This window comes from Mesorhizobium sp. B3-1-6 (assembly GCF_006439555.1).
In the GTDB taxonomy this organism is placed as follows: Bacteria; Pseudomonadota; Alphaproteobacteria; order Rhizobiales; family Rhizobiaceae; genus Mesorhizobium.
The window spans coordinates 21,944-35,995 of the sequence record NZ_VFTM01000048.1 but is presented as its reverse complement, the minus strand read 5'-3'; the positions used below and the strand labels follow the sequence as shown (position 1 = coordinate 35,995).

Genomic DNA, 14,052 nt, shown 5'->3' with positions numbered 1-14,052 from the left:
GCCCTAGAGCGCTTCACCGTTTCATAGAAACGGCGAACCGCTCTATCTCTTTGTTTTTACGCAATTCCGGACGGAAAACCGCTCACACTTTTCCTGGAATTGCTCTAACGCATCAAACCGGCCAAGCCGGTAAAGACGCGGCCCGGTGACGATGTGCCACCGGGCCGCGACGTCTCACAAGCCAGCCTACATGCCGAGCGAGGCTTTGTAGAGCTTGACCTGATTTTCGCGACCGATCTGGTCGGTCAGCTTTTCCCAGGCCGCGGCGATGGCGTCGGCGCCTTCCTGCGCCTTCATCTTGCCGGCGAAGGTGTTGGCCAGAATGTCCTCGGCGGCGGAGTAGTACTGGAAGATGCCGGGGATGCGCGGCTCGATCGCCGCGTTCGGATGGTTGTAGGAATCGCCTTCCGACTTGAGATAGGAGGTGATGAAGGCCTCGTCGTAACCGGCCGCCACCCACTCCGGAATGTTGAAATGGGAGTTGCGGTAGGGCTGGAAGCCCGATGGGTACATCGCCGTCCAGATCGACAGGTCCTTGCCGCCGAGATGGGCGGCGGCGGACCATGCCGCCTTCTTCTTCTTTTCGTCCTTGTCGACGCGGGCCATGACATAGACGCCCCAGCCGAGATAGGCGCAGTTCGGCGCATAGTTCGGGCCGCTGGCAAGCTTGTCCCACTTGCCGGTCTTGGAATTGTAGACGTCGTCGGAGCCCGGCAGGATCGAGAAGCCGGTGACGTCGCCGATGACCGAGGAGTCATTGGTCTTGACGTTCGAGCCGACGTCGCCCCACCAGGGGATCATCGAGCCGGTGCCAGCCAGGAACTGCTGGAAGGCCGTGGTGTTGGGATCCGCGTTGATCTGGTCGGCGGGCTCGGACGGCAGGGCGTCGATCACGTCCTGGATGGCACGCACCCAGGCGGGATTGTTGATGCGCGGCTTCATGGTGTCGGCATCGAACAGCCAAGCCTTGTCGTCGGGATGCTTGGCGTAGGCGGTGGCGCGGCTGCCGAGGAAGTAGAAGCCGAAACCGCCCCAGGGCTTGGGCGCGTCGAGATAGCCATAAACGTCCTGGCCCTTGAATTTCTTGCCCTTGAGGAACTTGGTGACGGCCTGCACTTCCTGCCAGGTCTTCGGCACCCCCCATTCGGTGGTTGCGCCGCTGTCCTTCCACTGCTTGGCGAGATCGGCATCGGCGAACACGTCGGTGCGGTAGTTGAAGTTGTGCGTGTCGCCGTCGATGGTCACGCGATACTGCTTGCCGTCCCAGGTGCCGACCGGCGGCTTCAGGTAGTTGACGAGGTCGTCGAAGTCGATCTGCTTCTTGACCCAGTCGGGCATCTCGGAGGTGAGGCCCTTGCCGCAGACATCGCCTTCGAAGGGCGCACCCATCTCGATGATGTCGAAGTCGACGGTGCCGGTGGCGATCGACTGCTGCAGGCGGGCGTTGTAGTCGGCCTGGGCGAGGTCGATCCAGCTGATCTTGGCGCCCGTATAGGCCTCCCATGGCTTCAGGAAGCCGCGGAACAGCACATTGTGCAGGTTCTGATTGTTGAGGCCCATGAAGGTCAGCTCGACACCGGCGAACTCGCCTTCCTTGACATTGGCCTTGGTCGCTTCGAGGCAGAGCTCGCCGACTTTCTGGAAGTCGGCGTCGGTGGGCTGGCCTTTGCCGACGCCCGGGATCTGCAGGATTTTCTTGCGCAGGTCGTCATCGGCCGCGGCCGGCCTCGTCAGCGCGCCGAGCCCGGCGCCGGAGGCGGCGGCGATTGCGGCCATGCTGGCCGCGCCCTTCAGCAGATCGCGGCGGTTGGCTCCGGCGCGCATCAGTTTTTCATACAGATCGACTCTCATCTACAGGTTCCTCCCAAAACAACAGCCATTGAATTGAAGTGCCAATCTCTCGGACGTCGAAGCGTCTCTCGGTTCTCCTCGATCATACCGGACGTGGGACCCCACCCTGCGTCGCCGGAGCTCCGATTTCAGGGTAACAGGCCTGCTCTCGGATTGGCACTCGCCACTATTCGCGTAATCGATTACCTTGTCAACAAGATTGGCTTTTTATCTATAAGATACCGACTTGCCGTCGCCGTTGGCAATGGCTAGCTTCACCGCAAACGATAAAGGGGAGACGATGGCTCAAGTCGCGATCAGCAGTGTGGCCAAGGCGTTCGGAACCGTCAAGGTCCTGCATGAGGTCAGCGTCGATATTGCCGACGGACAGTTCGTCGTTCTGGTCGGTCCGTCAGGATGCGGCAAGTCCACGCTTTTGAGGATGGTGGCCGGGCTGGAGACCGTTTCCGGCGGTACGATTTCGATCGGCGACCGCGTCGTCAACAACCTGCCGCCGGCGAAGCGCGACATCGCCATGGTGTTCCAGAACTATGCACTCTATCCGCACAAGACGGTGGAGCAGAACATGGCCTTCGCGCTGAAGCTGCGCGGCACCGATCCGGCCGTCGTCGCCGAACGCGTCAAGCGTGCCGCCGACATCCTCGACCTTGCTCCGTACCTCAAGCGCTACCCGCGCCAGCTTTCCGGCGGCCAGCGCCAGCGCGTCGCCATGGGCCGCGCCATCGTGCGCAATCCGCAGGTGTTCCTGTTCGACGAGCCGCTTTCCAACCTCGACGCCAAGCTGCGCGTGCAGATGCGCACCGAGATCAAGGAGCTGCACCAGCGGCTGAAGACGACCACCATCTACGTCACCCATGACCAGATCGAGGCCATGACCATGGCCGACAAGATCGTCGTGATGCGCGACGGCCGCATCGAGCAGGTCGGCGCGCCGCTTGAGCTGTTCGATCGGCCGGCGAACCTTTTCGTCGCCGGCTTCATCGGCTCGCCTTCGATGAACCTGCTCAAGGGCACCGTGAAGAAGGCTGAGAAGCCGGTCGTCGAGATCGCGGGCACGGCATTCCCGATGCCGTCGGGAGTTGCCGCCGAGGATGGCCAGCCCGTTGTCTACGGCGTGCGGCCGGAGCATCTGGAGATCCATCCGGACGGCGTCGCATCCACCGTCTCGGTGGTCGAACCGACAGGCTCCGAGACGCTGGCCTTCGTGCGCTTCGGCGAGGGCGAGATGGTGGCGCTGTTTCGCGAGCGCCACGACTTCAAGCCTGGCGACACGCTCAAGCTCAAGCCGCGTCTCGACCAGGTCCACCTCTTCGACGCCGGGACCGGCAAGCGTCTCTGACCGCACACAACCCCTCAAGAGGAAACCATGCTCAAAGGGATCAATCCGCTGCTCAATGCCGATGTGCTCCAGGCGCTGCGGGCGATGGGCCATGGCGACGACCTGATCATAGCCGACACCAATTTCCCGTCCGATTCGGTGGCGCGGCAAACCGTGCTCGGCAAGCTGTTGCGCATCGATGCGACGGCGGCCGAAGTGGTGAAGGCGGTGCTGTCGGTCTTGCCGCTGGATACTTTCGTCAACGATGCGGCGGCGCGCATGGAGATCGTCGGCAAGCCGAACGAAATCCCGCCGGTGCAGAAGGAGGTGCAGAAGGAGATCGACAGGGCCGAGGGCAAGCCCTGGCCGATGATCTCGATCGAGCGCTATGCCTTCTACGAGCGCTCCAAGAAAGCCTATTGCGTGATCCAGACCGGCGAGCGCCGCTTCTATGGCTGCTTTGCCTTCCGCAAGGGCGTCGTGCCGCCGGATGCGGAGTAAGGACATGGCCACCGGCAAGCCTGTTGTGATCCTGGGTGTGTTCGTCGCCGACACCGCCTATCGCGCCGACCGCCAGCCGCGCCTGGGCGAGACGATCCTCGGCAATTCCTTCAAGCTCGGCCCGGGCGGCAAGGGATCGAACCAGGCCGTGGCCGCCGGCAAGCTCGGCGCCGACATCACCTTCCTGACGCGCCTCGGCGTCGATGCTTTCGCCGACATGGCCAAACAGACGTGGAAGGACGCGGGCGTGAAAAGCGCCGTCATCGACACGGCGGACAGCTATACGGGTGCCGCCTATATCTTCGTCGAGGAAGGCAGCGGCAACAACGCCATCATCGTCAGCCCAGGCGCCGCAATGTTGATCTCGCCCGCCGACATCGAAGTGCATGCCGAACTCATCCGGTCCGCCGGCGTCTTCGTCACCCAACTCGAACAGCCGATCGACGCGGCATTGAAGGCGCTGGAGATCGCGCGTGGAGCAGGGGTGACGACCATCCTCAATCCCGCGCCGGCCGCCAGCCTGCCCGACCGCATCTACGCGTTCTGCGACTATGTCACGCCCAACGAGACCGAAGCCGAAGGACTGACCGGCATCAAGGTTTCGTCGATCGACGACGCCCGCCGCGCCGCCGACGCTCTGCTGGCCAAGGGTGTCGGCGCCGTCATCGTGACGCTCGGCGAGAAAGGCGCGTTGCTGCACACCAAGACCCGCTCCGAGCATGTCGGCGCGGTCAATGCCGGCCCGGTGGTCGAGACCACGGGGGCAGGTGACGCGTTCAATGGCGGCTTGGCCGCGGCCCTGGCAAAGGGCGTCGAGCCGCTGGAGGCCATCCGCTTTGCCTGCGCGGTCGCCGGCATTTCGGTGACGCGCCCCGGCACTGCGCCGTCCATGCCGACCCTCAAAGAGGTCGAAGCGCTGCTCGCCAGGGCCTGAGACCTCCCGCAGTCCATTTTTCGCGGCTTTGTTAGAGGCCGCTTATTCCGGAACGCTACCGAGGCGAGCGCGTTCATCGTCCTGCCGGCGGCGCCGATTTGGAACGGTAGGATGAAAAAGCCTTACGAAAAGCCCACGCTCGTGAAGCGTCAGAAGCTCACCGAACGGACGGCCCAGATTATCGCGTCCGGGGTTGTCCTGGGCGAATGATTTTCCAAGGACAGCGCTACAGAATCCTGCTGGTCAGTTCCAGCATCGTCGTTGCACCTTGCTCGCTGCCGGGCATATGCACGACGCGCAGCACCCGCAGGTCCCTGCTCGATCCTTCGACCGGCATCGACACGCTTTCGCCGACCCGCGGCAATTCCTGGAAGGCGAGCTCGTCGACATCCCTCTCGTCGTCGATGGAAATCCGGCATCTCACAGCCATCTTTATCTCCCGTTTTTTCGCCCGTGGGCTGAACGGGACAAGGTTGGAATGGTTCCGAGAAAGACCTCAGCTGGCGAACCTGCCGCGATATTCGCGCGGCGTAAGCCCTTTCAACGCCTTGAATTGACGGCCGAAATTGGCCAGTGAGCGATAGCCGACAAGCTCGGCGATGTAGGCAATCGGCTTGTCTTCTTCTGTGAGAAGGGCGCAGGCTTCGCCGATGCGCAGCCGTGTCACATACTCGACCAGGGTCAAGCGCGTGTGCCGCGTGAACATGCGGTGAAAGCCTGACGGGCTGAGCGCGGCGAGGCGGGCGAGACGGTCGATGCTGAGATCGTCGGTGTAGTGCGCGTGCAGATAGTCCAGCACGCGGTCTATGCGCGATCCGCTCGAGGCGATGGACGAGGGCGAACGGGACGGCGCAGTCAATGGCTCGGCCTCGTCATCCCCGGCAAGCGTCAGCAGGACCGAAATGAGGTCGAGCAGCCGCTCCGCGGGCGGCTTGTCGAAGATTGCTTCGATACGCGCCCTGACGCGCCCGGTCGCGCCTTGCGAGAATTTCAGCCCGCGCGCCGATCTTTCCAGCAGGCCGGCGACCGGTCGCAGCTCGGTCAGGAGCCCGGTCAATCCACGTGCCCATTCGGGCCGGAACCAGATGACCATGACCAGATGCGGCCTGCCCACGTCGATCTTGCCCGAAGAAGACCAGGTGTGCGGCAGGTTCGGGCCGAGCAGCACGAGATCGCCATCGTCATAGTTGCCGACATGGTCGCCGACGAAGCGGCGCCCGCGCGAGTTCAGGGTGAACGTCAGTTCATACTCCGGATGATGGTGCCATTCGAAGGGAATGGTCGGGTCGCGCGGGACCCTTACCATCGACCATGAGGCGTCATCGGCGATTGTGACTTTCTCAAGATACGGCTTCATGGCGTGCCACCAAGGAATTTGCCTCGAACGGCGTAGAAAGAATGATGGACGCCAGAATAGTATCATTGATGGCCTGTCAGGGGCAACATGCAGGTCCGCCGTTCGGTTAGCCTCGTGTTCGACAAGACAAGATCGAGGAGGAAATCGATGGCCCACGCGAAGGACATCACCAAGGACGATCACCCGACGTCCAGCCGGGTAACGACCCAATTGTCCAGGATCAAGAAAATGCTTCCGCTGCGCGTGCTTTCAGATGAGGATTTTGCCCACTGGCAAAAGCGAGGCTTCGTGATCGTGCGCAATGCAGTGCCAAAGGAAAATGTCGAGCGCCTCAAGGGGTTGCTTTGGCAATTCGAGGAAAAGGACCCCAGCGATCCGACGACTTGGGACGTCACCCAGCGGCGCGACTATGCGCTGAAGGAAATCAACAACGCCGGCATGGTCGAGATCTACAACCACCAGCTCCTGTGGGACAATCGCATGGCGCGCCGCGTCTACGACGCCTTTGTCGACATCTGGGACATGGAGGATCTGTGGGTCGCCATCGACCGCGCCAACCTCAACACCCCCAACAAGGGCAGACGCGCATCCCCTGGTTTCATCCACTGGGACGCCGACACCTCGCTCGAGCCCAAGCCGATCTCGGTCCAGGGTGTGCTTTCGCTGGTTCACCAGGACGGCGGTGATATCGGCGGTTTCCAATGTGTGCCCTATCTGTTCGAGCATTTCGATGAATGGGTCAAAACCCAGCCAGCCGACCGCGATCCGCACCACCCGGACATGAGGGGGATCGAGGACAGGATCGAGAAGCTCGAACTTTTCCCGGGCGACCTGATGATCTTCAATTCGCTCCTGGCGCATGGCGTGGCGCCGAACACATCCGACGGCAAGGTGAGGATGGCGCAGTACATCTCCATGTTCCCGGCCGATGAGGGCAATCTCGTCGAACGCGAGGCGCGGATCCGATCCTGGCGCGAGCGCGAGGCGCCGCGGCGCGCCGGCTTTGCGGGCGATCCGCGCGGGTGGGAGAAGAGAAACGCCGAGACGGCAAAGCTGACGCCGCTCGGCGAAAGGTTGTTGGGGCTGGTCAGCTGGAACGGATGATGGCGTTTTTAGGGGTCCGCTCCTCCACCATGCAGCACCGCAGGAGCAATCAATTCTCGGGAAGCGGCGACGGCTTGTCACTCAGGGTCCGCAGGTAAGCAATCAGGTTTGCTCGCTGGTTCTCGTCCCGCAGGCCCGGGAAAATCATGTCTGTTCCAGGCAATGCGAATGCCGGGTTTGAGATGAAGGAATTGAGATCTTCAAAGGTCCATGTGCCGCCCGCTTCCTTTAGAGCCGATGAATACGGGACATCGCCTTGCGAAGCTTTTGGTCGCCCTACAACGCCCCAAAGATTGACCCGTTTGGGAACCTTGAGGCCCGGCGCTGAAAGATGACAGACCCCGCATGTTTGGTCGAAAATCCCCTTGCCCGATTCAACGTTTGCCGATGCAAGTCGCGCCGAAATCGGCGCAATGGCCGGTCGTCCGGCGCCGTGATCCCGCAAGTAGGCGACGACGTCTTCGTGACCACCGAGCTTGGCCAGGTGTATGGGTGGATTTCCATTTGATGTCAGCGCGTTGACGTCTGCTCCAGCGTCCACGAGATGGATTACGCAACGAAGACAGCCTTTCTCGGCAGCCACGTGCAGCGGGGATTGCGATTTCGCCACCTGATTTGGATCGGCTCCGTTATCCAGTAACAGCTTCACGATGTCTGGGTAGCCACCATTGTTGGCAGCGTAGAGTGGCGTTCTTTGCCAGCTGACGGGCATGTTAACGTCCGCCCCACGATCTATCAGAAGCTTTGCTATTTCGACATTCCCGCCCTCACAGGCGATATAGAGCGCCGTAACACCGTCAACTTCGTTGACGGCGGCGCCTTTGTCCAAGGCAGAAGCCACCCTCGCGGTGTCGCCGTGTCTGACAAGGTCACCCAAGCTGCTTGCTTGGACGGGCAGGGTAAAAAGCCAAAGAAACCACGAAGCCCATATTATCCACATGCTTGGACTGGTCATCGCATCCTCCGTGATGAGTTTTGCGCCCCTCCAACTGCGAGACAGCATCAATCGGCAGTGCCAGCATTGGCTGGCGTGCAATCACGCGGCCGGCCCACTGCTGGGAAAAGCGCGGAAGGTTGGCTCGCACGGCGGCTCGGACTCTTGTAAAAATTAACTTTAGCAGATGCTTATATAAAGGCCAAGCGGAGACGGCCGAAGCGCTCTCGTTCGGCTGCCTACAAGGTCCCGTTCTTTCTCCCGCCAGTGTCAGGAGTCACTTTGGAATATAGCCATTGGGAAATGAATGGCGCGAGTGACGGGGCTCGAACCCGCGACCTCCGGCGTGACAGGCCGGCACTCTAACCGACTGAGCTACACCCGCGCACTGACGAGCACGTGTCAACCGTGTTCGTCGTTGGGGCGCTGGATAAGGGGTTCGCCTGCGGGTGTCAAGCGCGGCATTCAAGCATTATAGCAATCAGGAGAAGGTTTTTTGACAGCGCCATTGAGCCTGGGAAAATCCGCACTGCAGGGCGCACGCCGTCCGTTCATTTGGCCTTGCGAATACGGCCCTAACTGCTTAAAGGTCCGCGCTCAAGCGGGCGATTAGCTCAGTTGGTAGAGCGCTTCGTTTACACCGAAGATGTCGGCGGTTCGAGCCCGTCATCGCCCACCAGTCCGCCGAACAAGCAGAACGCAGAATGCGGCAGCGGCCCTTACAGGGCCGCCACCTTGTCGAGAACCGGGTTCAGGCCGCTACTGCCTCACGTAACAGCGCTTGTGAGCGCCCGGAGCGGGATCATCGCCGAAAGCGTTGTTGCCGCAGCGGACGCCGTTTCTGAAAACATTCTGCGTGTATTGGCCACGTGCGCCGTATCTGACCATCGCGCGGCCGCGGAAACCGCAGAACTCACCCTCCCTGGCGCAGGCTACCCATTCGCCGCGGTCCGGACGTGAGCCGTAATCATTGTCCCCGTAATTGTTGTCATCGCCATAACCGCCGCCGCGCGCCACGAAATAGCAGGCCTTGTCGCGGCCGGGAGCGGGGTCGCCAAAAAGGCGATTCGAGCAAGGCACGGACTGGCGATCGAAAAACCGCGAGGTTGTTCGACCCCGTGCGCCGTAAACGACCTCCGTGGGATAGGGCAAGCGGCATATGCCGCCTTCATCGGCGCATCGCCGCAGCTGCTGCGCCGAGGCCGAGGTGGGGAAAAGGGCGGACGCCGCGGCGACCAGCCCGGCCAGACACATGAAGGCCAGCATCGTTCGGATCGAGACGCGAAAAGTTTTTAACACGAATTGTCTCCCGGTTTGGTTGTACGCAGGCATCCTATCGCAGACCGACTAAATGCGCGATGAATGCCTGATTGCTGTCGGGAGCTGTCAGGCAAGCACTTTGACGGCCGTCTGCCGGTCGCCTTAGCCGACATCGAGCTTTTGGGCTTCGATCGCGTTCGGCGCTCAAGCCATCGGCCGGGAGCTGCGGACAAGTCGCTGCCGTGTCAGGATCAGGGGTGCCACGGCCTTACCGGCCAGGAGCGAGGGGCAATCATCGGGACAGGCCCTGCCTATGCGTTGACCTGGCCGATTGCCGACCGTCAAAACCACCGCGATGGTGGGCGGCAGGGGAAGCCGCGGCTCGTCCCCGACCAGATCGATCCGGTGAGGAGAAAAGATGATTGAACTGCCTTTTGCCCGCGAAGAGTACCAGCAGCGGCTCGCAAAAATCCGCGCCGAGATGGCAAAGCGCGGCATCGAACTCCTGATCGTCAACGACGTCGCCAACCAGCATTACATCACCGGCTATGACGGCTGGTCGTTCTACACGCCGCAGGTGGTGCTTGTTCCGATCGAGGATGCCGAGCCTGTCTGGATCGGCCGCGCCATGGATGCGGCCGGCGGCTTGCTGACGGCCTGGATGAAGCCGGAAAACGTGGTCGGATTTCCGGAGGACCATGTCCAGCGCGCCGATCGGCATCCCATGGACTGGATCGCGGCGTGGATCGTCGCCAAGGGCTGGGGCAGCCGCGATATCGGCATCGAGCTCGAAGCCTATTATTTTTCGCCAAAGGCGCATGCGCGGCTCGTCGCCGGATTGCCCAATGCGAAATGGCACGACGCTGACCTGCTCGTGAATTGGATCCGCGCGGTGAAGTCGGCGCCGGAAATCGCTTATCTGCGTAAGGCATCGAGGCTAGCTGAGGCGGCGGTCGCGCGGGCCTACGAAGTCATTGCGCCGGGTGTGCGCGAATGCGATGCGATTGCTTCCATCCAGGCGGCGCAGATTGCCGGAAGTCCCGATTTTGCCGGCGATATCACGGCGCTGCCGCCGACGATCCTCGGCGGCGAAAACGCTTCCGCGCCGCACATCATGTGGAGCGACCGGCGGTTCGGAAAGGACGAAACGATCGCGCTTGAGCTAGCCGGCGTCTGCCGCCGCTATGCCGCCGGGCTCGCCAGGACGATGCAGCTCGGCAAGACGCCGACCCGCGTCGCGGACACGGCAAAGGCTGTGATCGAGGGCATGGATGCGGTGCTCGAAACGGTGCGGCCGGGCACGGCCGCCGAAGCGGTCGAAGCCGCCTGGCGCAAGGTCATCCAGCGCCACGGGCTGAAGAAGGAATCGCGCATCGGGTACTCCATCGGCGTTGCCTATCCACCGGATTGGGGCGAGCATACGATCAGCCTGAGATCCGGCGACAAGACGGTGCTCCAAGCCGGCAATGTCGTTCACTCCATCCTGGGCATGTGGATGGACGGCTGGGGCATCGAGATCAGCGAGACCATTCTGGTGACCGATACTGGCAACGAGACGCTGACGAAGTTCCCGCGGGATATCCATGTCAAAGCCTGACCGGCCGTCTTCAGCAAGCGATACCGCGGCCGACATCGATGCCGGAATTCTCGATCGGATGATCGAGATCCGCCGTCACTTGCATCGTTACCCGGAGCTTTCAAACCGCGAGGCGGGCACGCAACGCTATTTGCGGGAGATGCTGGCAAGCGAAGGTATCGCCGACATCCGCGACGTCGCCGGCTATGGGCTTGCAGTCGATATCGTCGGCACCGGCAGGCCGTCCAACCGCAAGCTCGCCATTCGCGCCGACATAGACGCCTTGCCGATCGAAGAGGAATCCGGCGTCGATTATGCGTCGGAAAATTCAGGCGTGATGCATGCCTGCGGCCACGACGCCCATGCCGCGATGGGCTTTGCGGTGGCAGCGCATCTGCATCGCTCACGCGAAAGTTTCGGCGGGACCGTTCGGCTCATCTTCCAGCCGGCCGAGGAAGACGAGCCGTCAGGAGGCAAGCGGGTGGTGGAGGAGGGACTTCTCGACGACGTCGACGCGGCGATCTGCGTCCACGTCGATCCATACACGCTTTCCGGCAAGGTCGCCGTCGGCTCCGGGCCGTACACTCTGGCATGCGACACGTTCGACGTGCTGGTCACCGGCTCGGCGGCGCATGCGGCTAAACCCTATGAAGGTGTCGACGCGCTGACTGTCGCCTGCTCCATGGTGAGCGAATTGCAGAAGATCGTCTCGCGCGAGACCGATCCCTATGATCCGCTGGTCATTTCGGTGACCGCCATCAATGGCGGCAATGCCTACAATGTCACCGCCGGCAAGGTCGCGTTGAAAGGCACAATACGCAGCGGCAATGATGCCACCCGGGAGCGCGCCTGGCGCCGGGTTCGCGAGGTGCTGGAGGGCGTAGCGGTCAGCCATAGCGCCAAGGTGAAGGTCGACATCCATCGCGGCGAACCAGGCGTCGTCAACGATGCCGAAATGGCCGAACTGATCCTTGCCAGCGCCAAGGCCAGCATCGGCGCGGACAATGTCCTCACCGTGCCCGGCTGGAGCATCGCCGATGACTTCGGCTACTACAGCGAGAAGCGTCCGTCGGTCTATTTCCGGCTCGGCATCCGCAACGAGGAGGTCGGATCGGTCTATCCGCTTCACCATTCCAGGTTTCGCGTCGACGAGGCCGCATTGAAGAACGGCGTCCTTACGTTGGTTTCCGCGGCAACGATGTACCTGGCCGGGCAGGAGAATCCTGGCGTCTAGCGAGGACCGCCAATCTGTTAGAGGTACTGCGCGACCTTCTTGCCGACAGTCAGGAAGCGCAGCGGGTCGACCGCCTCGCCGTCGTGACGCACTTCGTAGTGGAGGTGCGGCCCGGTCGAACGGCCGCTGCTGCCGGTCTTGCCGATGACCTCGCCGGCGGCGAGTTTCTGGCCGACACTTACATCGATCTCGCTCAAATGCCCGTAACGTGTGGCAAAGCCGTTGCCGTGGTCGACCTCGACCATGCGGCCGTAGCCGCCGGCCCACCCGGCCCTGGTGACGGTGCCGGCGGCCGTGACCTTGGCCGGCATGCCGATCGGCGCCCTGAAATCCATTCCCGTATGCAAGGCGGCGGTGCCGAGGATCGGGTCGGTGCGCACACCGAACGGGCTGGTCACCGTATGGCCCGGAGCGGGGTTGGCGAGCGGCAGCTTGCGCGCCTCCTTCTTGACCCCATCGAGCGCATCGAGTGCCTCGTCGAGTTCCTTGACCTTGCTGTCGAAAACCATCGAGGGATCAATCGGAACCAGTGGGCCGCCGACGTCGCTCTTGCCGAACTCGCTGTCGACCGGCAGGCCCGCCGCTTCCAGCGCCTGGGCGATGGCGTCGGCATTCTTGTAGGCGTTGTCGGCAAGCGTGGTGATGCGCGAAAGCTGCTGGTTCTCGATGGCCTTCAGCGACGTATTGATCGAGACGAACAGCTTGTCGGCGCGGTCGGCGGCCGTTTCGCCGTCAAGCGGGTCGGATCTTGTCGACCAGAGCGAGAATGGCCTGGTGTCACCGGCGCTCAAGGATGCGACGGAATAGGTCGGCGCCTGCGAAAGGCTGCCGGTGACCTCTGGATTTGCGTCGGGCTTAGGCGCCGCTGCGCTCGTCGCGGGAACGTCGCCGACCTCGTTCTCGGCGCGCTCGAGGATCGGCCCAAGCCGTCCGTGCCGCTCGCTGAGCTGGGTCTGCCTGGCCAGCAGCTCGCTGACCTTGGTCTCCATCAGTTGCTGATCGAGAAGCTGGCGGCTGGTGATGCGGTCGACCTGGGCGCGAAGGGCCGAGATGCGGTCCTCATAGGCCTGCTGCATGCGCGCCTGTCTTGCTGTCGTGGCCCCGATCAGGTCGTCGCGCAGCACCAGATAGGAAGTCGCGAGCAAATAGCCGATGGCGATCGCCGCCAGGGCCGAGCCGATGAAGGCGGCGAGCCAGGGGCGGATGGTGAAATGCCTTATCTCGTTGCCCCGGGCGATGATGACCGTGTGCGGTTCCTTACGCCTGCCGAAGACAGCTGACTGACCGGTTGGTTTCACGGGGACCAAGCTTTCGTTACGGGACCAACGACAAGCCTGATTACACATTATTAGGGTTAACAAAGTTTTGCCGGCCGGGATCTCGGCGCAATCTTTGCCAGCATCGCGAGTGCCGGGTTGTGATAGGACGTGTCGGCGGCTCAGAGCGCGCGCGCGGCCTCAAGCACTTCTTCGGCGTGGCCCTTGACGCGAACCTTGCGCCAGACGCGGGCGATCCGCCCATCCTTGCCGATCAGGAATGTGGCGCGCTCGACACCCATATATTTGCGCCCGTACATCGTCTTCTCGACCCACAATTGATAGGCCTCGATCACTTTGCGCTCCTCGTCGGCGATGAGATCGACGGTGAGATCGTACTTCGCCTTGAATTTGTCGTGTTTCTTCACGCTATCGGGCGACAGCCCGATCACCACGGCGCCAGCCTTCTCGAACTCCGGCTTCAACTGCGAGAAGCTGATGGCCTCGGCGGTGCAACCTGTGGTGTCGTCCTGCGGATAGAAGTAGAGTACAACCGGCTTACCCCGGAGCGCGGCGAGGCTGAAAGAGCCGCCGCCGTCACGCGGAAGATCGAATTGGGGCGCTGCGTCGCCCACGTCGAGATCAGCCATATCGATGCCCTTGTTTGCGGTTACGCGCGGGAAATCATCGATATAACGTGAAGCGGGGATTCGTCCACGACGAGTTC

At 62.3% G+C, this 14,052-nt stretch carries 14 protein-coding genes and 2 tRNA genes; 8 read left to right on the top strand and 8 right to left on the bottom strand.

Annotation, left to right across the window (positions count from 1 at the left end; translation table 11 throughout):
- Positions 1 to 186: 186 nt before the first annotated feature.
- Positions 187 to 1,851, bottom strand: a complete 1,665-nt coding sequence (locus FJ414_RS29155) for a sugar ABC transporter substrate-binding protein (RefSeq protein WP_140647812.1) — start codon at positions 1,849 to 1,851, stop codon at positions 187 to 189.
- A gap of 280 nt (positions 1,852 to 2,131) precedes the next feature.
- Here FJ414_RS29155 and ugpC point away from each other — a divergent pair, with 280 nt between their 5' ends.
- The 4 genes from ugpC to FJ414_RS31680 all read left to right on the top strand — a co-directional run bounded on the left by ugpC (position 2,132) and on the right by FJ414_RS31680 (position 4,814).
- A complete protein-coding gene (gene ugpC, locus FJ414_RS29150; RefSeq protein WP_140647811.1) occupies positions 2,132 to 3,190 on the top strand; it encodes a sn-glycerol-3-phosphate ABC transporter ATP-binding protein UgpC in 1,059 nt (352 codons plus the stop codon).
- A 27-nt stretch (positions 3,191 to 3,217) separates the two neighbouring features.
- Positions 3,218 to 3,670, top strand: a complete 453-nt coding sequence (locus FJ414_RS29145; RefSeq protein WP_140647810.1) for an RbsD/FucU family protein — start codon at positions 3,218 to 3,220, stop codon at positions 3,668 to 3,670.
- A gap of 4 nt (positions 3,671 to 3,674) precedes the next feature.
- Entirely contained in the window at positions 3,675 to 4,604 is a 930-nt protein-coding gene (gene rbsK, locus FJ414_RS29140) for a ribokinase (RefSeq protein ID WP_140647809.1), read from the top strand.
- A 111-nt stretch (positions 4,605 to 4,715) separates the two neighbouring features.
- Positions 4,716 to 4,814: a putative RiPP precursor gene (locus tag FJ414_RS31680; protein ID WP_210239401.1), complete on the top strand. Its 99-nt coding sequence runs from the start codon at positions 4,716 to 4,718 to the stop codon at positions 4,812 to 4,814.
- Between the two features lie 16 nt (positions 4,815 to 4,830).
- Here the strand turns inward: FJ414_RS31680 and FJ414_RS29135 are convergent, their stop codons facing one another.
- Both FJ414_RS29135 and FJ414_RS29130 read right to left on the bottom strand, forming a co-directional pair.
- The gene (locus FJ414_RS29135; RefSeq protein ID WP_140542619.1) at positions 4,831 to 5,034 is read right to left on the bottom strand and encodes a hypothetical protein; all 204 of its coding nucleotides are present in this window, start codon (positions 5,032 to 5,034) and stop codon (positions 4,831 to 4,833) included.
- 66 nt (positions 5,035 to 5,100) lie between these two features.
- A complete protein-coding gene (locus FJ414_RS29130) occupies positions 5,101 to 5,961 on the bottom strand; it encodes an AraC family transcriptional regulator (RefSeq protein ID WP_140647808.1) in 861 nt (286 codons plus the stop codon).
- A gap of 147 nt (positions 5,962 to 6,108) precedes the next feature.
- Here FJ414_RS29130 and FJ414_RS29125 point away from each other — a divergent pair, with 147 nt between their 5' ends.
- Positions 6,109 to 7,065, top strand: a complete 957-nt coding sequence (locus FJ414_RS29125) for a phytanoyl-CoA dioxygenase family protein (RefSeq protein WP_140647807.1) — start codon at positions 6,109 to 6,111, stop codon at positions 7,063 to 7,065.
- 49 nt (positions 7,066 to 7,114) lie between these two features.
- Here the strand turns inward: FJ414_RS29125 and FJ414_RS29120 are convergent, their stop codons facing one another.
- Positions 7,115 to 8,020, bottom strand: a complete 906-nt coding sequence (locus tag FJ414_RS29120) for an ankyrin repeat domain-containing protein (RefSeq protein WP_181167124.1) — start codon at positions 8,018 to 8,020, stop codon at positions 7,115 to 7,117.
- Positions 8,021 to 8,307: 287 nt separating this feature from the next.
- Positions 8,308 to 8,384 (bottom strand) — tRNA-Asp (locus tag FJ414_RS29115).
- Positions 8,385 to 8,602: 218 nt separating this feature from the next.
- Between FJ414_RS29115 and FJ414_RS29110 the strand changes: the two genes are divergently transcribed.
- Positions 8,603 to 8,678: transfer RNA gene (locus FJ414_RS29110), tRNA-Val, on the top strand.
- A gap of 80 nt (positions 8,679 to 8,758) precedes the next feature.
- Here the strand turns inward: FJ414_RS29110 and FJ414_RS29105 are convergent.
- Positions 8,759 to 9,298, bottom strand: a complete 540-nt coding sequence (locus tag FJ414_RS29105) for a hypothetical protein (RefSeq protein ID WP_319022984.1) — start codon at positions 9,296 to 9,298, stop codon at positions 8,759 to 8,761.
- A gap of 379 nt (positions 9,299 to 9,677) precedes the next feature.
- Here FJ414_RS29105 and FJ414_RS29100 point away from each other — a divergent pair, with 379 nt between their 5' ends.
- Together FJ414_RS29100 and FJ414_RS29095 are read left to right on the top strand one after the other, a co-directional pair.
- Entirely contained in the window at positions 9,678 to 10,856 is a 1,179-nt protein-coding gene (locus tag FJ414_RS29100; RefSeq protein ID WP_140647805.1) for a M24 family metallopeptidase, read from the top strand.
- Complete coding sequence (locus FJ414_RS29095) at positions 10,843 to 12,069, top strand: amidohydrolase (protein WP_140647804.1); 1,227 nt, start codon at positions 10,843 to 10,845, stop codon at positions 12,067 to 12,069. The genes FJ414_RS29100 and FJ414_RS29095 overlap by 14 nt, the downstream gene beginning before the upstream one ends.
- Positions 12,070 to 12,086: 17 nt before the next feature.
- Here FJ414_RS29095 and FJ414_RS29090 read toward each other — a convergent pair whose 3' ends face one another.
- Together FJ414_RS29090 and FJ414_RS29085 are read right to left on the bottom strand one after the other, a co-directional pair.
- A complete protein-coding gene (locus FJ414_RS29090; RefSeq protein WP_140647803.1) occupies positions 12,087 to 13,367 on the bottom strand; it encodes a M23 family metallopeptidase in 1,281 nt (426 codons plus the stop codon).
- Between the two features lie 140 nt (positions 13,368 to 13,507).
- On the bottom strand, positions 13,508 to 13,975 hold the full coding sequence (locus tag FJ414_RS29085) for a peroxiredoxin (RefSeq protein ID WP_140647802.1): 468 nt from the start codon (positions 13,973 to 13,975) through the stop codon (positions 13,508 to 13,510).
- Positions 13,976 to 14,052 lie beyond the last annotated feature (77 nt).